This is a genomic window from Bacteroidota bacterium (assembly GCA_023957335.1).
Classification (GTDB): domain Bacteria; phylum Bacteroidota; class Bacteroidia; order NS11-12g; family UBA955; genus JALOAG01.
The window spans coordinates 54,582-79,594 of sequence record JAMLHC010000003.1; the positions used below are offsets into that span (position 1 = coordinate 54,582).

15 protein-coding genes are annotated in these 25,013 nt (G+C 39.1%); 9 read left to right on the forward strand and 6 right to left on the reverse strand.

All coding sequences use genetic code 11. The annotated features are described in order from the left end of the window. Positions 1–610: 610 nt before the first annotated feature. The 8 genes from M9892_06220 to M9892_06255 all read left to right on the forward strand — a co-directional run bounded on the left by M9892_06220 (position 611) and on the right by M9892_06255 (position 16,256). Positions 611–3,715: a DUF559 domain-containing protein gene (locus M9892_06220; GenBank protein ID MCO5253938.1), complete on the forward strand. Its 3,105-nt coding sequence runs from the start codon at positions 611–613 to the stop codon at positions 3,713–3,715. A 381-nt stretch (positions 3,716–4,096) separates the two neighbouring features. Continuing rightward, positions 4,097–4,861, forward strand: coding sequence for a class I SAM-dependent DNA methyltransferase (locus tag M9892_06225; protein MCO5253939.1), 765 nt, complete (start codon positions 4,097–4,099; stop codon positions 4,859–4,861). 423 nt (positions 4,862–5,284) lie between these two features. Further along, complete coding sequence (locus M9892_06230) at positions 5,285–6,616, forward strand: UDP-glucose/GDP-mannose dehydrogenase family protein (protein ID MCO5253940.1); 1,332 nt, start codon at positions 5,285–5,287, stop codon at positions 6,614–6,616. Further along, the gene (locus M9892_06235; GenBank protein MCO5253941.1) at positions 6,613–7,590 is read left to right on the forward strand and encodes an SDR family oxidoreductase; all 978 of its coding nucleotides are present in this window, start codon (positions 6,613–6,615) and stop codon (positions 7,588–7,590) included. Before M9892_06230 ends, M9892_06235 begins: the two co-directional genes overlap by 4 nt. Positions 7,591–7,773: 183 nt before the next feature. Then, positions 7,774–12,345: a gliding motility-associated C-terminal domain-containing protein gene (locus M9892_06240; GenBank protein MCO5253942.1), complete on the forward strand. Its 4,572-nt coding sequence runs from the start codon at positions 7,774–7,776 to the stop codon at positions 12,343–12,345. 84 nt (positions 12,346–12,429) lie between these two features. Next, the gene (locus M9892_06245; GenBank protein MCO5253943.1) at positions 12,430–13,494 is read left to right on the forward strand and encodes a COX15/CtaA family protein; all 1,065 of its coding nucleotides are present in this window, start codon (positions 12,430–12,432) and stop codon (positions 13,492–13,494) included. A 71-nt stretch (positions 13,495–13,565) separates the two neighbouring features. Then, complete coding sequence (locus M9892_06250) at positions 13,566–13,925, forward strand: hypothetical protein (protein MCO5253944.1); 360 nt, start codon at positions 13,566–13,568, stop codon at positions 13,923–13,925. Between the two features lie 54 nt (positions 13,926–13,979). After that, positions 13,980–16,256, forward strand: coding sequence for a TonB-dependent receptor (locus tag M9892_06255; protein MCO5253945.1), 2,277 nt, complete (start codon positions 13,980–13,982; stop codon positions 16,254–16,256). Between the two features lie 7 nt (positions 16,257–16,263). Here the strand turns inward: M9892_06255 and selD are convergent, their stop codons facing one another. Further along, entirely contained in the window at positions 16,264–17,295 is a 1,032-nt protein-coding gene (gene selD / locus M9892_06260; GenBank protein ID MCO5253946.1) for a selenide, water dikinase SelD, read from the reverse strand. 6 nt (positions 17,296–17,301) lie between these two features. Further along, on the reverse strand, positions 17,302–18,345 hold the full coding sequence (mnmH, locus tag M9892_06265) for a tRNA 2-selenouridine(34) synthase MnmH (GenBank protein ID MCO5253947.1): 1,044 nt from the start codon (positions 18,343–18,345) through the stop codon (positions 17,302–17,304). Between the two features lie 134 nt (positions 18,346–18,479). On the opposite strand from mnmH, the gene M9892_06270 reads away from it, so the two are divergent. Further along, on the forward strand, positions 18,480–19,154 hold the full coding sequence (locus tag M9892_06270) for an MgtC/SapB family protein (protein MCO5253948.1): 675 nt from the start codon (positions 18,480–18,482) through the stop codon (positions 19,152–19,154). A gap of 50 nt (positions 19,155–19,204) precedes the next feature. On the opposite strand, the gene M9892_06275 is transcribed toward M9892_06270, so the two are convergent. The 4 genes from M9892_06275 to M9892_06290 form a co-directional block, all read right to left on the reverse strand. Beyond that, positions 19,205–20,794, reverse strand: a complete 1,590-nt coding sequence (locus tag M9892_06275) for a hypothetical protein (GenBank protein ID MCO5253949.1) — start codon at positions 20,792–20,794, stop codon at positions 19,205–19,207. A gap of 54 nt (positions 20,795–20,848) precedes the next feature. Then, positions 20,849–22,222, reverse strand: coding sequence for a Re/Si-specific NAD(P)(+) transhydrogenase subunit beta (gene pntB, locus M9892_06280; protein MCO5253950.1), 1,374 nt, complete (start codon positions 22,220–22,222; stop codon positions 20,849–20,851). 15 nt (positions 22,223–22,237) lie between these two features. After that, positions 22,238–23,779: a Re/Si-specific NAD(P)(+) transhydrogenase subunit alpha gene (locus M9892_06285; protein MCO5253951.1), complete on the reverse strand. Its 1,542-nt coding sequence runs from the start codon at positions 23,777–23,779 to the stop codon at positions 22,238–22,240. A 143-nt stretch (positions 23,780–23,922) separates the two neighbouring features. Then, entirely contained in the window at positions 23,923–25,005 is a 1,083-nt protein-coding gene (locus M9892_06290) for an acyltransferase (GenBank protein MCO5253952.1), read from the reverse strand. Between the last annotated feature and the right edge of the window lie 8 nt (positions 25,006–25,013).

Here is a 25,013-nt window from a genome sequence, read left to right on the forward strand (position 1 = left end):
CGCCATTTGGGCAGTGGTTGGCGACAACACTAACTACGGCTGAGGAGTACTTCTCCAAAATTGCCGTCTTCGATACTTCTTGCTGATGCAGGAAACTCAGCCTGACAATTTTTTGTGGTCGTGGTTGGTGTTATCACCAACCACAAACCCCACCGTAAAAAACCATCTAATATCCAAAATCTAAAACAAGCATTATTACAAAACTTTCACGATAGTATCTTCCAAAAAAAGTTGGGGAGTAGGTTTACATTTGGAGTGTTTGGAATATAGCTGAGTACAAACCGAAGTGTAACTTTTGGGGACAATACACATAAGACAACCTTGTATTTATAAATCCATTATTTTTGTCCATGAAATAAATCCTAACATTTATGAGACAAAGTCTGCTATTATTGATTGAATTGGCGAGATAAAGTGAAGGGTCTAAATTAGTTAGCTGCAACCCTAAAGAACAGACGACAGTGCAAAAATTAACGTACAGACAGACGACAAAAAAGCCCACCCACAAAATGGCACATTTGGTTTTTCCAGACACACGAGTCAACACTCTAACACCGTTGCAACCGAAAAACTTATCTTAATCGACTGAAAAAAGAATATAAAATTGCAAATGGAATTAAAAGAATTGAAACCAAGAAAGGCACTGAACAAAGCCTTTTTAAAAGTAAAACCTAACAGGACTGAAATTGAAGGTTTCAAGACCAATCTCATTACTTTACTCGACAGAACTAATGATACAGAAAGCGAAGAGTTTCATAAAAACCTTGTCATTGACTTTCTAAAGAAAACCTATTACGACCCAAACCATTTTATAAATACCAAAGGTCGAAACGACCTTGTTATTCATAACGGACAAAATGCAAACTCTACAGTTGGCGTAATCATTGAAGCTAAAAAGCCGACCAACAAAGCCGAGATGATTACAACAAATAAACTGAATGCAAAAGCGTTTCAGGAATTGGTTTTGTATTATTTACGTGAGAGAATTACACATAAAAACCTTGAAGTAAAACATTTGGTGGCGACCAACATCAACGAATGGTTCATTTATGACGCTACCCTGTTCGACAGACTTTTTGCTCAAAACAAAAATCTTGTAAAGCAATTCAATGATTTTGAAGGCGGACGCTTGGCAGACACCAAAACTGATTTTTTCTACAAACAAATTGCCGAGCCGTTTATTGACAGTATTACTTCTGAAATTGAATTTACCTACTTCAACATTCAGGACTTTCAAAAACCCTTACGAAATACAGACAAAACAGACGACAATTCGCTGATTGCTTTATTCAAATTGCTGTCGCCTGAGCATCTTTTAAAACTACCATTTACCAACGACAGCAACAGTCTTGACAAACGCTTTTACAGCGAGTTGTTGCACATTATCGGTTTAACTGAAACCAAAGAAGGAAGCAAAAAGCTGATTGACCGAAACAAAGCAGGTGAACGGCACACAGGAACAATCCTTGAAGATGCCATCATTCAGCTTGACAGTTTAGATAAATTAAGCCGATTGGAAAAGCCAAGCCAATTCGGCAGCACACAACAGGAAAGACTTTTTAATGTTGCCCTTGAACTTTCGATTACTTGGATAAATCGAATTTTATTTTTGAAGTTGTTGGAAGCACAACTCATCACTTATCACAAAGGCGACAAATCTTTTTCGTTTCTCAATCTTGACAATATCAAAAACTATGACGACCTGAACAGCTTGTTTTTTCAGGTATTGGCACGCAAATATGACGAGCGAAACGAAGATGTAAAAAAGGCGTTTGAAAAAGTGCCTTATCTCAATTCTTCGCTTTTCGAGCCAAGCGACATTGAACAGGTTACTTTGTTTATCAGCAACCTAAAAGACGATAAAACCATTCCGATTTTTTCGCAAACCGTGCTGAAAGACCAACAAGGCAAAAAACGGACTGGCAATATTTCCACGCTTCAATACTTGTTTGAGTTTTTAGATGCTTACGACTTTGGAGCCGAAGGCGGTGAAGAAATACAGGAAGACAATAAAACGCTTATAAATGCTTCGGTTCTCGGATTGATTTTCGAGAAAATAAACGGCTACAAAGACGGTTCTTTTTTCACTCCGGGTTTCATCACAATGTATATGTGCCGTGAAACCATTCGTAAAGCAGTTGTGCAGAAATTCAACGAAACCAAAAAATGGGACTGTACAACACTTGAAGAACTTTACGACAAAATTGAAGACCGAAAAGAAGCCAACAACATTGTAAACAGCATCAAAATTTGCGACCCTGCTGTCGGCTCTGGGCACTTTTTGGTTTCGGCACTCAATGAAATTATTGCCATCAAAAACGACTTGAAAATCCTACAAGACCGTGACGGAAAACGCTTGAAAGAATATCAGGTAGAAGTGGTAAATGATGAATTGATTGTAACAGACGAAGAAGGCGAACTTTTTGAATACAACCCAAGCAATAAGGAAAGCCAACGAATACAAGAAACACTTTTCCACGAAAAGCAAACCATAATTGAAAATTGCCTTTTCGGTGTGGACATCAATTCCAACTCCGTAAAAATTTGCCGTTTGCGTTTGTGGATTGAACTTTTGAAAAATGCGTATTACATAAGCTCCTCCCTAAAAAGCTCCTCCCCTTTTATAGGGGAGGTGTCCGAAGGACGGAGGGGTCAAGAACAATTAAATAACCTACCATATTTAAAAACCTTCCGCAAAGAACTCCGAAACAACCTTACCCCCGCAGAAGCCAAACTTTGGACATTGCTTAAAGGCAAACAAATGGGCGGAAGAAAATTCAGACGCCAACACAGCTTTGCCAATTATATTCTTGATTTTTATTGCCCAGAAGAACGCTTGGCTATAGAATTAGATGGACAAGGACATTTTGAAGCAAGTCAGGCTGAATACGATAGAGAAAGAGATTTGTTTTTAGAAGCTTATGGTATAAGGGTACTAAGGTTTGAAAACAAATGGGTGTGGGATAATCCGGAGGGGTTGCTGAATGAGGTTTGGGGTTATTTTGGGAAACAACCACCCCGTCCTGCGGACACCCAGGGTTGGATAAAACAAGAACCACCCCGCCCTTCGGGCACCCCTCCTTACAAAGGAGGGGAGCTTAAGGAGTTGCAAACACTTCCTAACATTGACATCAACATCAAATGCGGAAACTCTTTGGTGAGCCGTTTTGCCATTGATGCAGACCTGAAACAAGCCTTGAAAAAAAGTAAGTGGACAATTGACAGCTACCGAATAGCCGTTGATACCTACCGAAACGCTGAAAGCAAGGTGCAGAAAAGAGAAATGGAACGGTTGATTGCCGACATTAAATCGAATTTCAGAAGTGAAATTTCTATGAACGACCCCAAAGTAAAGAAGCTACAAAAACTTTCAGGCGACTTGTATCAAATGACCAACCAAGGGCAACTTTTTGAAATGAGTAAAAAGGAAAAAGCAGCTTGGAACAAAAAAGTGCAACAACTAACCGAAGAAACCAAAAAACTTGAAACCGAAATTGAAGAAATAAAAGCCAACAAGATTTTTGAAAACGCTTTTGAATGGCGTTTTGAATTTCCCGAAGTGCTGAATGATGATGGCGATTTTGTGGGTTTTGACGTGGTTATTGGAAATCCGCCTTATTTTTCATTATCCAAAGTAAAAGAACAATCAGAGTATTTTTCAAAAGCAAATTATGAAACGTATTCGAAAGGTGCAGACATCTATTGCTTATTCTAGGAATTAGGCGGCAATATTTTAAAGCCATTTGGTTTTTTAATTTACATTACTTCTAATTCTTGGTTAAGGGCAATTTATGGAGAGCTTCTCAAAAAATATTTCATTGAAAAATTACAGCCAATTGCATTAATAAATATTGAAGATGTTCAAATATTTGAAGAAGCTACCGTTGAATCAAATATTATTACCCTGCAAAAATCTGTCAATTCAAATCCGTTTCAAGTAGTCAATTTATCAAAAGACTATATTCTAGGTGATTCTTTAAATGAATATTTACATAAATACAGTTTTGAATTTATTCCACCTTCAACATCTGAATGGTTTATCGGGAATCAGTCAGTTGGAACTTTAAAAAGTAAAATCAAAAATGGTGCAAGACTATTGAAAGATTTTAATATTCGAATAAACTTTGGACTAAAAACAGGTTATAATGAAGCATTCATAATAGATGAAAACAAAAAGAGCGAATTAATAAAGACAGATGAAAAAAATGCTGAAATAATTAAACCAATAATACGTGGCAGAGATTTAAAAAAATACAGTTACACCTTTGAAAATATTTACTTGATAAATTCACATAATGGAATAAAATCAATTGGCTTAAAAAGGATTGAAACCGAAACCGAATACCCAACAATATACGAACACTTAAAAAGTTTTTCTCCTAAAGTTGAAAATCGTTCAGATATGGGAGATCATTGGTCAAATCTTAGAAACTGTGCCTATTTAGAAGATTTTGAAAAAGATAAAATAATATGGGGAGAAATTTCTGATAAACCAAAATTTGCTTTTGACGATGAAAAGTATTTTGCGGAAGCAACTACTTTCTTGATGACAGGTGAAAAACTGAAATTTCTTTTGGCTATATTAAATTCAAAAGTTTCAGAGTGGTATTTCAACCTAATTGGAACAACAACAGGAATGGGAACAAACAGATGGAAGAAATACAAAATTGAATTGTTGCCAATAAAAATTACTTCATCTGAACAAGAAAAAGAAATTGAGATTTTAGTAAACCAAATTTTAGCTATAAAAAAACAAAATCCATCAACCGACACAACGGACTTAGAAAACAAAATAGACCAATTAGTTTACCAGCTTTACGAGTTGACGGAAGAAGAAATAAAAATTGTTGAAAATGGATAAATCCATTGATGAAATATTGAATACATTTCATAGCCCACTAATTAATTCGTGAGCTATGAAAATACGAGGAATAACACAAAACCATTTCAACGGTTTGAATTAAACATGAAAACAATCAGAAAAAAATGGTTAAAACCATTGTAAATACATTCGCGCACATCCATAGCCCACGGTTTAAACCGTAGGCTATAAAAACACGGAATCCCATGAAAAACCGTTTTAACGGTTTGTAAATAAAAACAGGATATGCCACATTCATTCAATAAAATATGGATACACGCCATTTCAGCCGTGGTTGGTGTTGTCACCAACCACGACTAAGCAATATACATAAACATCCCCCTCATATCTAAGTAATTTTCTGCCCTATTTGCATAATCATTCATCCAAAGTTACTTTTGCATCCTCAAATAAAAATCATAAATGGAAATAGCAGTAGTAGGCACAGGTTATGTTGGGCTGGTATCAGGAACATGTTTTGCTGAATCAGGCAACAATGTTATCTGTGTTGATATAGACGAAAGGAAAGTGGAAAGTTTACGCAATGGTAAAATCACCATTTATGAACCCGGTTTAGAAATTTTGTTTCAACGAAATCTGAAAGAGAACAGACTTTCATTCACTACGGATTTAGCATCAGCCATAGAAAAAGCAGAAGTCATATTTCTGGCTCTACCTACCCCTCCGGGCGAAGACGGCTCTGCCGACTTGTCTTATGTTTTGGGAGTTGCTGAGCAACTTGGCAAAATCATAAAAAACTACAAAGTAATTGTGGACAAAAGTACAGTTCCGGTAGGTACTGCCGATAAAGTAACTTCCGCGATAGCTAAAAATGCAAGTGTTGATTTTGATGTTGTGAGCAATCCCGAATTTTTGCGCGAGGGTGTAGCAGTGGACGATTTCATGAAGCCCGATAGAGTAGTAATAGGAACAAGCAGTGAGAGGGCTAAAAAAATCATGGGTAATTTGTATGCCCCCTTTGTCCGTCAGGGAAATCCGGTTATTTATATGGATGAAAAATCTGCTGAATTAACCAAATATGCCGCCAACTCGTTTTTGGCAACAAAAATTTCTTTTATGAATGAAATCTCTCGCTTGTGCGATTTGCTGGGTGCAGATGTAGATATGGTTAGAATTGGTATTGGAACCGATAGCAGAATTGGCAAGCGATTCCTATTTCCCGGTATCGGATATGGAGGAAGTTGTTTCCCAAAAGATGTGAAGGCATTAATTAAATCAGCCAAAGACGTGCATTATGAGTTCAAAATTCTGAATGCAGTAGAGGAAGTAAATGAAGATCAGAAAGAAGTAATTCTGCCCAAAATGGAGCAGATATTTGGCAAAGATTGGTCGGGAAAAAAAATTGCATTATGGGGACTTGCATTTAAACCCAATACTGACGACATCAGAGAAGCTCCCGCTCTGGTTTTGATTGACCGCTTTCTGAAACTCAATGCAAGCGTTACTGCATACGACCCCGAAGCAATGGAAAATGTAAAAAGAATTGTTGGAAATAATATCACATTCGCGCACAACATGTATGAAGCTATCCAAAATGCTGACGTATTAGTAATAGCCACAGAATGGTCAGAATTCAGAAATCCTGACTTTGACCGCATCAAATCATCTTTGAAAAACCCGATTGTATTTGATGGCAGAAATGTTTTTGACATTGACAAAATGGAAGAACTCGGATTCAACTATTACTCAATTGGCAGACGCGATGTAATTTCACAAAATCAACCTTCAAAATGACTGAACAAAAAAGAGTTTTAATCACGGGTGCAGCAGGATTTCTCGGCTCTCACCTTTGCGATAGATTTATTACCGAAGGGTATCATGTAATCGGCATGGACAATCTGATTACAGGAGACTTACGCAATATTGAGCACTTATTTAAACTGGAGCACTTTGAATTTTACCACCATGATGTTTCCAAGTTTGTATATGTTCCCGGCAGATTGGATTATATCCTCCATTTTGCATCACCTGCCAGCCCTATAGATTATTTAAAAATCCCCATTCAAACATTAAAAGTGGGGTCATTGGGAACTCATAATCTATTGGGATTAGCAAAATCAAAGGGTTCGCGATTATTGATTGCTTCTACTTCTGAGGTATATGGCGACCCCATGGTTCATCCCCAAACCGAAGATTATTTTGGCAATGTAAATCCTGTGGGACCTCGCGGAGTTTATGATGAAGCCAAACGTTTTCAAGAAGCCATCACAATGGCATATCACACCTATCACGGACTTGAAACCCGTATTGTGCGAATATTTAACACCTACGGACCTCGCATGAGGCTAAATGATGGCAGAGTACTCCCTGCTTTTATTGGACAAGCCTTGCGAGGTGAAGATTTGACCGCATTTGGTGACGGAAGCCAAACACGCTCTTTCTGCTATGTGAGCGACTTGGTCGAGGGTATCTACAGGCTCCTTTTAAGCGATTATGCAAACCCTGTCAATATTGGCAACCCTGACGAAATTACCATCAATGATTTTGCACAAGAAATATTAGCTTTGACCGGTTCGAAAAATAAAATCATATATAAACCGCTTCCCGAAAACGACCCAAAACAACGCAGACCTGATATTTCTTTAGCAAACAAACTACTTGGCTGGACACCCAAAGTGCAAAGAGCAGAAGGTCTTAAATACACACTTGATTATTTTAAATCCCTGAGTAAGGAAGATTTATACAAGTCTGAACATAGATTTGACTAATACCGGTTTTTCTCTCTATGTATAGTACTTTAAGCGAAAATTTGAGACACTATATACAATGGTTATAAAAATAAAATACTTTCGCATGCAACATTTTTAACCTTGAAGTTGTCATAGGTAATGTTAAGCAATTATCTCATGAGATATAGAAAATCTTCAAATAAGAGCCGCACGTTTCAACCGTTGTCACTGATTATATGCTTGTTTGCACTTATTTTATTTCATCAAGCAAAAGCAGACCATGTGATGGGTTCAGACATTGTATGGAAATGTAAAGGCAATTATAAATATGATGTTTCCTTAATCTTTTACAGAGACTGTATGGGGATTGCAGTTTATGGTTCTAAGGCAATAAAAATCGAATGTTCCATGGGCGGCAGTGGCTCAACAACATTTAGTCTAAGCAATGTTTCAATCAGAGATGTTACACCGAGTTGTGCAGATGTAAAAGGACCTTGTACTCCAACAAATACTGCCTATACCGGTAAAGGAACTGAAGAACATATTTTTACCGGTACAATAGATTTTAATGCAGGCGAATTAAAAAGATTGCGAGATGCGGGATGCTGCCGTTTCAGATTTGTTTTTAATGAATGTTGTCGCAGCGATTATATCACGACCGGTGGTTCTTGGAACGACTTTACTACTGACGCTGAGATTGATATCTGCAACATTGACAAATCCATCAAAAAATATTGCGATGACAGCCCCAGTTTAAGAAACCCTCCGATTAGTTTTATTTGTTGTAACCAAGAGTTTTACTTTAACAACGGAGTCATTGACGCAGACGGTGATTCTTTATCATTCTCTTTAGTAATGTGCCAACAACAAGTGGGTGTCAGTGTTAAATACGATGCTCCATTTAACCCTACTACATGGCCCATGACCGGATTTTGTAAAAAAACAGTCCCTTGCAATTGCAGAACCGGAACCAAAACCAGACCTACCGAAGGAATCTGTTTTGACCCTGAAACCGGAGATTTATCTTTTCTCCCCGTTAATTGCGATGAGTCAGGAATACTTTGTATCAAAATGGAACAATTCAGATTAGATTCAACTGCTTCCAAATGGCTCTACATTGGATACACTAAGAGGGACATGCAAATAAGGGTTGTCACTTGCAGCGAAAATAATGCGCCATATTTAAGCAACCTTGCGAATACAGCAGTTTGTGAAGGAGATAAAATCTGTATGACCATAACAGCCGAGGACGAAGAGTTTTCCGGCAGCAGCGGCAATCAGCCTTGGAAAGACACCATTGATTTATCATGGAATAATGGATTACCCGGTGCTACTTTCAATGTCGGGAGTCCATATTTTACATTTAAAAATGGGGTTACCACAGCTGTACGGGATGTTGAAATCTGTTGGCAAACTAAGGTTGGTGACGGCAGGGAGGCACCCTACCTGTTTTCTGTTACAGGAAGAGATAAGGCTTGCCCTCGCAATGCCGTAGCTTCCAGAGGCTACTCACTAAGAGTCAAAAGGCGTGCTTATGCTGAGAGAAAATTAACGGAAGGTGATTGCGGAAAATGGCAATTAGAAAGTGTTCCCGAAGACACATTCTGGTACAAAGGCGTTTATCAACACCAATGGGAGATCAGAGACTCTACAAACTCCGGGGTGCCAATATTCAGATCTTTAAAACAAAAAGACAGTCTGCAATTTGTGCAGGGCGGAAAATATATTATCACATACACCATCAACAACCCGCCTTTGAATTGCCCGTCCGAATATTCTGACACCATTATTGTGCCTGAACTATTACGGGCTATTGTACCCGCTGACACCTTTGTTTGTGAAGGCGATACAGTTCAGATTCCTTTGAAAATAATGTATGGAACAGGTCCCTTTAAAGTGCAATGGGACAATCCGCTCAAAACTAAAAACCCTAAAGACAGTCTGATGTTCTTGCGGGTGGGCACGAATACGGACAGAAATGTTTCTGCCAATGTTACGGATGCAAAGGGTTGCTTATCTTCTGATACTACTTTTATTCTTGCCGTACCTAACCCACGACCTGACTTGGGTCCTGACCAACGGATATGCAGTTACGATACATTGTTTTTAAGCTCTAACTATAAAGATGACGGAAACTATAAATTCTATTGGAGCAGGTCGCAGATTAATGGGGATTCGCTGCATGATATTTGGCTGAATACGCCCGGAAAAATCGTGCATAATGTGATTGACACCTTGGGATGTTGGGGCACTGACACTATGGAGCTTTTTGTCAATGAAAAAGTCATTGCTGATGCCGGTGGCGATAAGTTTATCTGTATCAGAAGCAATTATCCTATCAACAACGACACACTCAAGTTTGTTGCCGGAAGAACACCTACTAAATATCCCGGTAGTTTCCGCTGGAGCAAACTCTCCGATTTAGGAAATGCTACCATATCATCCGACAGCGTCTTTTCGCAATCTTATCCAAGTGTGGATAGTATCTTCTACGAACTGTATGTTACTGTTACTCAATCCGATGTAACTTGTGTCAATGCTGATACAATTAATATCAGAATATTGCCACTGCCTATCATTACCTTTAAACCTATGGACCCCAAATGTTTTGATTATGGCAGAATTAATCTAAAAAGCCCTGCAGGTCCTGATGCCAAACCGGATTGGGTGAAATTCTCACATAAAAAACCGGGAATTGTAAACAGTGGTCTCTTCTTTGAAACAGACAGCTTCCCTGACGGTACAAAACCTTTTGAATGGGTAAGAGCGGACGGACAAGATGTCTTCGGCTGCTATAATATCGACTCATTCAAGGTGGTAATTAACCCCAACCCTAAGATTGCTCTCGACAGCGGAATGTTCTGTCAGAATGCTGACTTTGGTGATTGGGTACCCTCTGCGCCCAAAGGAAGTTTGGTTTCTATTATTCCTTTGATGAGAGAAAACGGGGTCATTAAACAATTATCCTCAGGAGCTAAGCCCGTTTGGAGAATACTGGATGCTCCCCCTCTGATTTCCCCTGCAAATTATGACAACCTGCTCGTGCCTTTCGGGTCAAATCCGGACAACAGAGCTTTGGATGCAGGTCCTGTTGGAAATAAAAACAAACTCGGATGGTATAAAGTAGAGTTATGTGCTACAAACATGCTCACAAACTGCCAATCTTGTGACACCACTTTTATCGAAATCGTGGAATTACCTCATATCGAGTTTACTACTATTCCTAATCAGTGCGTTAACTTTGACACACTTAACCTGAACAACTATGTAAACCTGAAAAACGGACGATGGTTTACAAAATCAGGACCGCCTAACTATCAGCAATGGGTCGCTGACTCCTCTAAGTTCTTGCCTTTTAAAGGTCCCGGCTTCTTTGACCTCAAATTCGTTCACACTGCAAGCGGTTGTTATGTGGCTGACAGCACTACCATCAACGTAAGCTCATTGCCTGTGGTAAGATTGGATACATTCAGTTTAATTTGTAATACTGCCGGTAATAGACCGCTCAAGAGCATCATCCCGGCTAACCCCGGTGCTGATGGCAAGTGGTTTGGGTTTGGCGTGAAAAATTCCGGAAATGACTATTATTTTGACCCGGCTGAATCACCTGCTACAAAGCAGTATGAAGGTCCTTATGAACTCTCTTTCAAATATACACACCCTATTACCGGATGTGCTAATGCTGATACCTTTAAGGTTAGAGTGCAATCGCAACCGGAACTCAATATCTCAAATCCTAAACCATTCGAACAGTGCGAATTCATCCCGTTTGAGTTGAAGAGTGTCATGAAATTTGCCAACTCTATCACTTGGACACATGACGGGGATGGATCTTTCAATGATAACAAAGCGCTTGAACCTATTTATACGCACGGAACTACAGACACAACAACCGGGCAAGTATTTGTAAGGGTCGAAACCGATGCGGTTGGGGTGTGTCCACAGGTCAGAGACAGCATATTGCTCCTGATTAGACCTTACCCGCAGTTCGATTTCTCCGGTACGCCTCTGCAAGGTTGTCAACCGCTGACCGTGGATTTTCAATCTACACTGCTCAAACCTAAAGATGGCGATGTTACTTATTTCTGGGAACTGGATTCGCAAATCAGAACTTCTACAGACCCCAACCCTAGCGGAATTGTCTATAAGGATGCCGGTGATTATAATGTAAAATTAGTAGTGAAAAATAATAAAGCAGGCTGTGAATCTGATTCTATCAGATTGGATTATGTAAATGTATATCCTAATCCAAAGGCTGCTTTCAAAACCACTCCTTCTTATTTTACTACGGTCGCTATCCCTCGTTTCAGAATGAAAAACCTTAGTGCTATTGAGTTTGGCTCTATGAATTATGTCTGGGACTTCGGAGTGGGCAATAACGAGGATACTTCTACCAAAACAAATCCGGAATTCTTCTATCCACAAGATACTGCAAGCTATCTAATCAAACTATGGGTTACTTCCGACAAAGGCTGTAAGGATTCTACCGAGCAATGGGTGAAAATTGGACCGGACGTTACTGTATATATCCCCAACGCGTTCAGTCCCAATGGTTCAGGACCACACCTCAACAACAGATTCTTCGTTATTGCACAGGGTATTATCGCCTTTGACGTGAAACTCTATAACAGATGGGGTGAAAAACTCTATGAATCTAACGACCTGAACGAAGGTTGGGATGGTAAGTTCAATGGCGTGGATTGCAAACAGGATGTCTATACTTACTTGGTCAAAGTAACAGGTTTTGACGGTAAAGACTATGTGTATAAAGGAACGTTGACATTATTGAGATAAGCATTTTCACAGTAAAACCGGCTTTCCCTGCACCATAGATTTACTTTATATTTGAGCCCTGATTTTTATCTATTTTAATCCAAAATGTATATTTCAGCGACAAACCCACGCAACAACAATCGCCCTTTAATTCTGTGGCTCTACTCCGGATGTTTTTTAGTTTTTGCAATGGTGATTATTGGCGGAATTACACGTTTAACGGGTTCGGGACTTTCTATAACCGAATGGAATGTAGTAACCGGAACACTTCCCCCCATGAACGAAGCAAAATGGCAGGAAGAATTTTTGAAATACCAACAAATTCCCCAGTTTAAACTCTTAAACTCAGATTTTACACTTAGTGATTTCAAAAGTATTTATTGGTGGGAATACCTACACCGTCTCATAGGCAGGCTCATGGGTTTTGCCTTTATTGTTCCATTTTTATATTTTTTCTTTAAAAAACAAATTAGCCGCAAGCTTCTACCCAAACTTTTGTTCATCTTGGCATTGGGCGCTTGGCAAGGTTTCTTAGGTTGGTATATGGTAAAAAGTGGCTTGGTAAACAATACGCATGTAAGCCATTATCGACTTGCCATACATCTTACCAATGCCTTTATCACTTTTGGGTATATCTATTGGGTAACATTGGGTTTAAAGTCAGAGTATGAACCCACCCAAAATCAAGCCTCAACAAGTATCAAAAGGCTCAGTTATATTACATTCGCAGTATTAATCATACAGATTATTTATGGAGCATTTGTGGCAGGTACACATGCAGGATTCATGTATAACACTTGGCCCAAGATGGGAGATGTTTGGATAGCGCCTAATATTGGCGAAACATTGGCAAACAACGGACTCATTAGCTTGGTTGACAACCCTTTATCTGTACAGTTTATTCACAGAACGGTTGCATTAATTTTATTTGGTTTGATAATTTATATTTGGAGTATGAGAAAAAAACAATCTTGGAAACTCAACCCAACACAAATAGGTGCAATCAACATTTCCACGCTATTTATTTTAATTCAAGTATTATTAGGCATTTTTACGCTATTGTTTAGAGTGCCTGTATGGCTGGGCGTAACGCATCAAGCAATGGCGTTTTTGATTTTTGCTGCTATGCTATACCAAGTTTATCAAATGTTGCATATTGAAAAGAGGTAATTATCTTTCATCAAATTGCACTTTCAAAATTTGACTTATATACTTACTTTTGCACTCTTGAATCACGAATCATGAATAGCCCTAAAGCAAACAAACTTATCCAAAAGATAATATCGGAAGTAAAAAAGAATGGCATTGATGCTGAATCGCTTGTACCTCAACTACACGAACTTCGGGAACTTGCTAAATTGGAACACGACCCTGTTGTCATTCGTGGTATTCGCATGGCTTATGAGCACTTGGAAAACAATGGTGCTTGGGAATATCCCGTAATTAAACCCGAAGAAGACGAAAATGAAAATCCTATAGAAGATGAAGGATATACTGCCGAGGAACACTTTGAGACTTTAATGTCTATGCTGGAAAAATCTGACAACAAATACAACAGAGACGAACTACGTGTTGTTGCTAATGAATTGAACGATTTCTAAAAATCGGTTAATCCTTTTCCAAATTTTATTTAAAACAACTTTATGTCAATCTGCATGCAATATAAAAAGTTTATATTGTTTGCTGTAATCTTTTTCCCCCTAATCCTAAATGCACAAGAATGTCGAATCACATTGACAGGCATCGTTTTAGATGGTTCGGACGGGAACCCATTAGAGTTTACGGTTGTAAAAGAAAAAAACAATTTATTTAAAACCACCACAGACAAAGAAGGCAAATTTTCAATTTTGGGAATCTGTGCCGGCACCTATATCCTCCACTTTGAGCATCTTGTTTGCGAGCATCTCGACATTGAATTGAGGATTACACAAGATACCTTTGTTACAGTTACACTGCCTCACTCTCAGCACAATCTATCGACAGTCTTTATTAGTGGCAACAGAAATTTACAGTTAAGTCCCGTATCAAAGCTAAGCCCTGCGCAATTGCAAACTCAGCAAGGAAATTCTATTGGAGATATCATGGGAGGTTTGTCCGGTGTCAATATTCTAAACACCGGTGGCACGATATCTAAGCCCATGATTAATGGCATGTATGGCTATAGAATACTGATTATAAACAACGGTATCCGTCAAGAAGGGCAGAATTGGGGTCAGGAACATGCTCCGGAGATAGATCCTTTTTTGACAAAAGATATAGAACTCATAAGGGGCGCATCCACACTCCAATATGGGCATGATGCTATTGGCGGAGTTATTACAGTAAACCCCTCCTCCATTTTTAATTATAGACAAAATATCATCTCCGGCTCAGTCAATACAGGGCTGGAAACCAATGGACGAGGAGGCTATTTATCGACAAATGTGGGCGGCAGATTTTTTTCAAAAGTTCCGCTTTATTGGAGGCTTCAAGGCAGTCTGAAAAATCAGGGAAACTTGCAAACGCCCAAGTATTTTATTGACAATACCGGATATAGCGAACAAAATATGTCAGCCAGCATAGGTACACATATAGGAAGGTTAACAACTGACTTATTTTACAGTCGATTTAACAATAATTTTGGAGTGTATTCGGGTGCTGAAATGGAAGACTCTGCATCGTATCAGGATGTGATTAACGGGCGTGTGCAACCAATTGACAATGGATTTACTTACAAAATAACCCAACCCCGACAAGAATCCATTCATGACATGTTGAAAGCAAGAATATTTTTCAAAATACGTGAACATGAATACCTCAAATTTATATGGGCTGCACAATACAATCAACGCAAGGAGTTTGATGAACATTCCTTGAACCCAAATGAACCGGAAACAGAGTATCAGATTCTGACACATAGCGGAGATTTATTGTGGGAAAAAGAGAACAAGCGCAATATTAACCACAGGCTTGGTTTAAACGTAATCTATCAGCAAAACCATTATGGCGGAGAATATTTCATCCCTGATTATTTGAATCAAGGTGTGGGTGCATTTTATTGTATAGAAAAAGAATGGAATAATCTTAGTTTAAGCGGTTCCGCACGGTTTGATTACAAAGATTTAGCAGCACAGTATATGATAGCAGATGATTCTTTTACAAGTGTTCAGCGCAATTTCTTTCATTCTGCTTTTGCACTATCAAGCATATATCAGCCTATAAAAAACCTCAACATTTCATTGAACCTGCTTCAAAATTGGCGACCACCCGCACCCAACGAGCTTTACAGCAAAGGCATGCACCACGGATTAGCCTCTTACGAGGAAGGTAATCCGAATTTGAATTCTGAAATTTCTCATAAAGCAGAATGTGAAATTACATGGGTTGTAAGTAACAAGTGGCAAGCGGTAACAAATTTCTTTGTTCAAGATATCAGCGGATATATTACACTGATACCTGACCATGAACCCAAGATTACACCACACGGCAATCTTCTCTCTTTCCACTATGAACAGACCCGTGCAGTATTCAAAGGATTGAATCTGCAATTTTATTGGAAACCCACGCCTTTTTTCTCTATTGAACAAAAGAGTTCTATGCTTTGGGCTACGGACATAACTCAGCACACTTTTCTCCCTTTAATTCCTCCTTTTCAGTTCACGATTGAACCCGAATACACATACAAAAAACTGAAATTTAAACTCAATGGAAAATATGTAGCACATCAATTCAGGTTTGACCCTGCAAGTGATATTATGCCTGCACCGGATGCCTACTTTTTACTTGGGGCAGAAATCACCGGCAAATACAAGTTTGAAAAGCAAGAATTGAGTTATTTTGTTCGCGGCTCAAATCTTACAAATCGTAGTTATCGCGATTATCTTGACCGTTTTCGTTATTTTATTGACAAACCCGGATGGAGTCTGGGCATAGGTTTAGGGTATCTTTTCTAAATCAGATTTATTTAACTTTGACAAGTATTCCATTTGGGGCTTTGAGCACTCCAAATGAAGTAGCCGCAATCCCTTTGCCATGCAGAAACAATTCAAACTCATCCACAGCACTTTCTTCGACTGCTACCATTAGTCCTCCGCTGGTTTGCGGATCTGCTAAAATATATTTCTCTCTTTCCGAAATTTCTGAGACTTTGTGTCCATAGCTTTTCCAATTCCTGTTTGTACCTCCGGGAATACAGCCAAGTTCAAGATATTTTTGTAGTGAATGAATGACAGGCACTTTGTCAAATTCAATCTCAGCAGACACACCGCTGCCTTCACACATCTCAACAAGGTGTCCAAGCAGCCCGAAACCGGTAACATCAGTCATGGCTTTTATCGCTTTCATTTTGCCAAATTCTTCTCCCAACACATTCAAAGTCGTCATACTTTGCAGCATCATTTGCGCGTCTTCGGGTGCAAGTAAGCCTTTCTTTTGAGCCGTTGACAAAACACCAATCCCCAAGGGTTTGGTAAGATATAAACGACAACCTTGTATTGCGGTTGAATTCCGTTTTAGGTGCTCAATCTTACCAATTCCATTGACTGCTAATCCAAAAATAGGTTCGGGACTATCAATGCTGTGTCCACCGGCAATGGAGATTCCTGCTTGAGCACAAATGTTACGCGCTCCTTCCAACACCTCTTGAGCCACTTCGGGAGCCAATTTATCAAGAGGCCAACCCAGTATAGCGATTGCTACCAAAGGCTTTCCGCCCATTGCATAGACATCACTGATAGCGTTTGTTGCGGCAACTCTACCGAAATCATAGGCATCATCCACAATGGGCATAAAGAAATCCGTAGTGGAAATAAGTGCCGTTCCATCGCCCATATCAATTACAGCAGCATCATCCCGCTCAGTATTGCCCACCAACAAGCGCGAATCAAAAAGTTTATTTTTAGTATGCAAGATGGTGTCAAGTATGGCAGGGCTAATCTTGCAACCGCAGCCTGCACCATGCGAATATTGTGTTAGTTTAATTATTTCTTTCATATAAGGTTAGTGGGGTACATGTAAGGAATTAACATTTGCAAAAGCAATTATTTTTTGGGCAACATTTTGCGCATTATCAAAATCCATTTTTAACGAAAAACAGTTACTTGCTTCACGCTTCGCAAGCCCGTTGGCATAAGTCTTATCATAGTAATTTAATACAATCCTGATGAAATCTTCCATTCTGTTGTCCTGTATTGCTGTAATGGCGTCTTGGGTTTGTTCCGGTCCCAGCCTTTTTTGGATTTTTTGCGTGGATTGAATCAAAAAATCTTTATCAAGGATTCCATATTCTTCTGTTAGAAATTGTATTCTCTGTTCTTTGTCAATCATGACTTCTACCAGTGTTGAAGTTCTAATTTGTCTGAAAATATTAGGCGGAATGGCAATCCTGCCTATGAGAGAACTTTCATTTTCCATCCAAATTTTGCGCTTATTATCCATGGCAAACAATTGTGTTGCCAAAATATTTTCAAACATTTCTTGCGAAGGTTGCACAAATTTATTCAGACTTCCGTATGCAGAGCCTAAATGTTGGGCAATACCTTCCAAATCCACTATTTGCTCACCTTGAGAAGCCATTGCATTGAGGATATCAGTTTTGTGAGAACCTGTTTTTCCGCCTAAAACACACACCGAATACTCCTTTTCAAACTGTTGTAAAACCCAATTTCTGTAACTTTTATATCCTCCTTCTAACACGGTTACATCAAAACCATAAAAATCAAGTGCCCAAGCCATTGCCCCACTTCTCATTCCGCCTCTCCAGCAATGAACAAATATTATTTTTTCGGGTGCATATTGCAGTGCCTTTTCAATAAAAGAACTCCATTTGGGACCAGTAAAATCAAAACCCAGCAGAATAGCTGCTTCTCTGCCCTTTTGTTTGTATGTTGTGCCCACCTGTACTCGTTCTTCATCAGAGAAAATGGGCAGGTTGATTGCTTGCGGAATATGTGCATGATTAAATTCCGAAGGGGTTCTCACATCAAAAACAGGAAGTGTATTTTTTTGATTTATAAAGTTACCAATTTCAATTCGTTTAATCATTCCGTAACAGAGTCGCAAATTTAAGGCAGACTCAGAGAAAAAATTCTAATCTACAAGAAGATGTATCCGTAGGAATAAAGTACACAACTCAAACCGAGATAAACACAATTCAGTAACTTTGCAGAGCAAAAAAGATGACATTAGCTTGGTCAGAAATATTGTTACGATTACTTTTAGCTTCTTTGTTGGGGGCGTTGGTAGGGCTGGAACGTGAACGCAAAAACTGGTCTGCCGGATTGCGCACACACACAATGGTAGCATTAGGCTCATGTTTGGTGATGGTTGTATCCGCATTTGGATTTTCGGATGTATTGGGCACTCCGAATGTCGTATTAGACCCCTCACGTGTAGCCTCACAAGTTATCAGTGGTATTGGGTTCATCGGTGCCGGAACAATTTTATTTTTGAAACAGGGCATCATCAGAGGGCTCACTACCGCAGCCGGACTTTGGACCGTGGCTGCTATTGGATTGGCAACCGGAGGAGGAATGTATTTTGCTGCCGGTGCTACTACCTTTATTGCATTGATAGTTTTATGGGGTATGCAAAGATTTGAACAACTGTATTTTAAGAAAGCTAAGCGCATTAATTTAAGCATTATTACACTCCCTGATCCCACAGACACAGAAATGCTAAAAAAGCTTTTGAATTCAGAGCACAATTCCATCCATTCTTTTGCCTTTGAAAAAGCAGATACTGCTTACACCTATTTAATTGAATTGGAAAATAATGAGTTTAGCAAAATCGAAGATTTAATAAAAGAACTTGAAAATAATCCTTCAGTAAAAGAAGTTACGTGGACTAAGTAAGATTCTGATAGAGCCGGAGAATAATAGGCATCACATCAAACATTCTACAATTACTCTCTGATATAGACAGCATCGGGAAACATTTGATAAGTCTTTTCAGTCGGAAAGCCCCTTTCATCCAAGCCCAGCGAATCTCGATAAAACTCAAAAGTATGTTCCGGTAAGCGACTCAAGTAACCTCCCATCAGGGTTTTGCCGTGTATGGTTTGATAATACAACTGATTACTGTTGAAATAGCCCCATCCTTTTATCCCGTCTCTTAACCCTGTGGGAACGGGAATCACAAGTTTAGCATCTGAATTCTTCACCTCATATACCCACGCAGGAACGTCTTTGGCAGACATCGTTGCATAGGTTTTGGGATAATATTCTATAAACAATACTGAGAGCAGGATGGCAAAGAAATAATCAGACTTGGGCATATTTTTGAAAAAATTCACAATGATAAGCGGCAAAAACAAACATACCATCAGCACAAATCTTGGCGGGACGTGAATATGGTTGACAAAGGGAATAAAATGCAAAGCTGCGGTGGGCATATTGAATAGAAAAATATTAAAAATCTTTACGGCAGGCAAACAAATAGCCATGAATACTAAAGTCATAAAAGTACTCATAGAAAATCGAAACTCCTTTTGTCCTGATTTATACCACACATAAAAGAGCAGCAAAATCAGTGACCAACCTAAAAACATTTCATATTCAACACTCCCCTTCTCAGGATGAAAACTGTCTTTGAAATTTTGCAACCATTCTCCTCCAAACCAAAGACTGTTGAGCGAAGGCACAAAGAAATCAATCAAATTACCACCCAACCAAAATGCTCCATTATCGTCAAGAAATAGTTTAGCTTGTTGAATCAGAATATGAAAAATGACAAAAAGAGCTAATAGTTTCAGCAGATTTTTCCATGTCATGCTAAATGTTTTGCCGGCAATCCATGCGTTGTAAGCCCACACTATGCCAACGTAATACAACATAAAAAAGGTAGTATAATAATCACTCAGCAACCCAATCACTCCCAGCAAAAAACAAACAAGCACCCATTGAACATGAGTCTTTTTGGGCAGGAACTTTCCTTGTTCAAACTCAAATGCTTTGTTGAAATTCAAAACAAAGAATGGAATTACCGCAGTCAGCATCAAATTATAATGCGAAACTAAATGTGAAATTTTGTAGGGTGCAAAAGCAAAAATAAACCCTCCCAACAGACTGCCCCAAAATGATTCTGTAAATCTGTATGTAAGAAAAAAAGCACCCAATCCTGATAGCGCAAAACTCAGTAACAATGCGATATTGATAGAGAGGATGGGGTTGTCAATAATCAGATTGAAAATAGAAACAATGGTAATATTGGAATTCATGATGGTATTTCCACCCAGCGGGAAAAGTTGTCTTTGTGTATAAAACAAAGGCTCTCCTTTTTTGAAAGCTTCATGAAAATTATAAACATTCCAAACGAAAGCGGGCGAATCTCCATCTTTGGGAGGACTTATAAATGATCCTGCAAAATCTTGTAAAAGAGGAAAAGTATAAGTCAGATAAGCAGTTGCATAGAGCACAAGTGCCAATACAGCCCACTTGAACCTTGGCAAATCGTACAGAAAACCAAAATGCTGATTAAAAGGTGCTTGTTTCATAGACCTTTATACTATGTTTATATGACGTTTCCGCCACTTAGGGTATATTCTTTACTACCTCAAAAAGCTCAGTATTTTCTCAACACTTTCTTTGGCGTCTCCATACAGCATATCGGTGTTATTCTTGTAGAACAACGGATTTTCGACACCTGCATATCCCACAGACATCGAGCGCTTCATCACAATCACTTTCTCTGCTTTCCAAGCTTCAATCACCGGCATTCCAAAAATCGGACTTGAAGGGTCATCCTGTGCACCTGGATTGACAACATCATTTGCTCCAATGACCATCACCACATCAGTATCCGGCAAATCTTCATTAATTTCGTCCATTTCGAGCACAATGTCATAAGGCACACTGGCTTCCGCCAACAACACATTCATGTGACCGGGCAAACGTCCTGCCACAGGGTGAATAGCAAAGCGCACTTCCTTACCTTCCTTTCTAAGAATATCAACCATTTCGCGGATTGGATACTGTGCTTTAGCTACAGCCATACCATATCCAGGAACAATGACTACAGATTTAGCCTCTTTCAACAGTTCCGCAGTTTCTTCATGCGTGATCGAAGTAACTTCACCTTCTATCACTTGGTCAGAACCCTTGACAGGTGTATCGCCAAAACCACCGAAAATTACGGATAAAAAAGAACGGTTCATAGCTTCGCACATAATGATAGAGAGAATGGCACCTGAACTTCCAACCAAAGCACCGGTTACAATCAACAAATCATTACTCAACATAAACCCTGCTGCGGCTGCCGCCCAGCCTGAATAAGAGTTGAGCATAGAAACCACCACCGGCATATCTGCTCCTCCGATTGCCATAACCAGCATTACACCAATAAAGAAAGCAATAGCGGTCATAACAAGGAGATAAATCAAACCTGAGGTTCCGGGTGCTTGAACAAACAATACACCTAAAACAACCGAAATAAGTACAAGAATGATATTGACTGCATGTCTGCCGGGATATAATAGGGGCTTGCTTCGGATTTTACCATCTAATTTACCCCAAGCGATAATAGAACCTGTAAAAGTAATAGCACCAATAAATACCCCCACAAACACTTCTATCAAATGTACTGTATCAGCACCTTCGTGATAAGACCCAAAACCCACCAAAACCGCAGCAAGACCAACAAAACTATGTAGGATTGCCACAAGCTGAGGCATTGCGGTCATTTCCACCTTACGTGCCAGCATAACTCCAATAACACTTGCTATTGCTACAGAAATAAGTATATAAACATGCCCTTGAACCCGGGTATCCAATACGGTAGCCAAAACGGCTATAATCATCCCGACAATTCCGAACATAATTCCTCTTTTGGCTGACTCCTGTGAAGACAACCCTCCCAGACTTAGGATAAACAAGATACTTGCGAACAAGTAGGCAGCGGTTTGAATATTTGCAAAATTCTCCATAAACTCTCTCTAATTTTATTTTTTAAACATTTTTAACATACGTTGGGTTACGAAGAAACCTCCGACAATATTGATACTTGCAACCAAAATAGCAAAGAAGGCTACAATGGTAACGGGGTTAGAAAAATCATCCGTTACCTGAAGCAAGCCACCAATTACAATAATACCACTGATAGCATTGGTAATCGCCATTAAAGGTGTGTGTAAGGCATGGGTAACATTCCAAATCAAATTCCAACCTACAAAAACAGCCAACACAAACACTGTGAAATGCTGCATAAACTGTGCTTCGGCAAATTGTCCCACAAAAAACAACAAAGCACCTACAACCCCTAACTGAATAAATAAATTGGTTGTTTTCTTTTTAACCTTTTGGGCTTCCTCTGCTCTGATTTCATCCACCGATTTTTCTTTGATTTCCACTTTGGGTTTTTGTGGACTTACGGGCAATGGCGCAGGAGGCCAGTTAATCATCCCGTCATGCGTAACCATCGCTCTTGATACAACGGCATCTTCAAAATCAATCTTGAATTTTTCAGCCTTACCCATATCATCAAGCAGGTGACAAAGGTTGTTTCCATATAGCTGTGATGCTTGGGCAGGTAGTTGATCTAATTTACCAACGATAATAACCCCATTGTCTGTGGTAAATACCTCTCCGTTTTTTGTAAAAACACAGTTTCCGCCAGTAGAAGCCGCAAGGTCAACAATGACAGAGCCGGGCTTCATGGCAGCAACGTGATAATCCAAAATTAATTTAGGAGCTTCTTTGCCCGGTATTTGGGCGGTGGTAATAATAATATCAACCTGTTTGGCTTGTTCAAGAAAGAGTTTCATTTCTGCTTCAATAAACTCCTTACTCATTACTTTGGAATATCCTGAGGAGGTTGCACCGTCTTCATCAATTTCGACAGTCAAAAACTGTGCACCCATTGACTCAATTTGCTCAGCTACTTCCTTTCTTGTATCAAATGCCCTGACGATTGCACCCAAAGAATTAGCAGCACCAATAGCAGCAAGACCTGCAACACCTGCCCCCACTACCAATACTTTGGCGGGCTCGACTTTGCCGGCTGCGGTTATTTGTCCGTTTAGAAATCGCCCAAAGTGATATGCACCTTCAATTACAGCCCTGTATCCTGCGATGTTTGCCATAGAAGACAATACATCCATTTTTTGCGCTCTCGAAATACGCGGAATAGCATCCATAGCCACTGCATTCACTTTCTGGTCAGCAAGTTTTTGCAGCAAATCTTGATTGCGTGCAGGCCACAAATAACTAAGTAATACCAAGCCTTCTTTCATTTGGCTCACTTCTGTTGCGGTAGGTTCAAGCACTTTGAGGACAATATCACTTTCTGCATATATTTCCTTTGCCGTGTTCACAATGTGTGCACCTGATTCTTCAAATTCTTGATCTGAAAAATTGGATTTTAAACCGGCACCTTTTTCAATGTACACATCAAAGCCTTGCTTCATCAACCTTTTGACCGTTTTGGGAGTGGCTGCGACCCTTGATTCGTCAAGGTTTAACTCCTTTGGGATTCCGACTTTCATATTTTTATTCAATTCTATCTTATTAATAATCAGATATATAAATGCTATATCCTTTATTTAGCGTGCGCAAATATAAGAGATTAATAGCTTAGAATTGTGGCTGCTATTCTGTTTTAGAAATTAAGCAAAATCAAACTGACCGATTATACCTGCTCCTTGAATACCCATTTTTTGAACCGATTGTCAAGCAACATAAACACCCAAGCAAGTCCAAATCCGACTGCCACATATACAAAACTTAAAGCAGTAGTAAAGTAAATAGAATGTATTCTTTCGGCTAATGCTACAAAAGAAGATCTAATAATGGGATGAATGACAAAGAAATGAAAGGACAGAACACCGCATATTGTTAATATTTTATTGACTTTCCATTGTTTGTTCCTTATAAAAATTACAAATAGAAAAATTAAAACAGCAGCTGAGAGATGTGTAAATTTCCAAATCACAAAATTCCCTTGCCCATATAGCAGACAAAACAAAGCCGGAATGAACAAAAACCGGGGCAGTTTTAACTCATTTTTAGAACCCAGAAAAACTCCCAAACCAAATATTGGAAGCTGATATAGAGCGCTTGCATAGTAGTTTTCATTTGTAAGAAAAATCCCCGTATGAGGCAGAACAAACAACACCCCCAACAGCGACCAAAACAAAACATTCAAATTCTTTTTCAGTAAAAATAAAAGTAGAGGAAACAGAGCATATAATTGAAAAATAAGTCCAAAAAACCACCAAGGTCCATACAAAGCAAATAACATTTTGGAATTGAATGGTGAAAGCAAACTCAGTTTCCAAAACACGCTCTCCCAAAGTTCGCTTTGTGTTGTATATCTATGAAACAACAGCGCAATAATAACAGCAATCACAACCCCTAAGAAAAAAGTAGGATAAATCTTTTTGAGTCTGGAAAGGTAGAATTGGGACAAGCGAATTGTCTTGTTTTTGAACCCCATGGCGAGACCATATCCACTAATTAATACAAAAGCCGAAACGCCATAATGCCCCATGAATGTCAACAATCCCACAAACCACTCAAATGGGTTATATGACAGATAAGCCAACCACGCATGCAGTTGACCTTTGGCAAAATAAAATTCATTGATACCAAAGCCCGAAAAGAATTCAATATTGTTAAAGAAATTATGAAAACCAATAAGCAGAATGGCGAATCCCTTGAGGATATTCGTGTCTGCAATACTCAGGTGCTTATATGTTTGAACCCATCTCACAAATCACA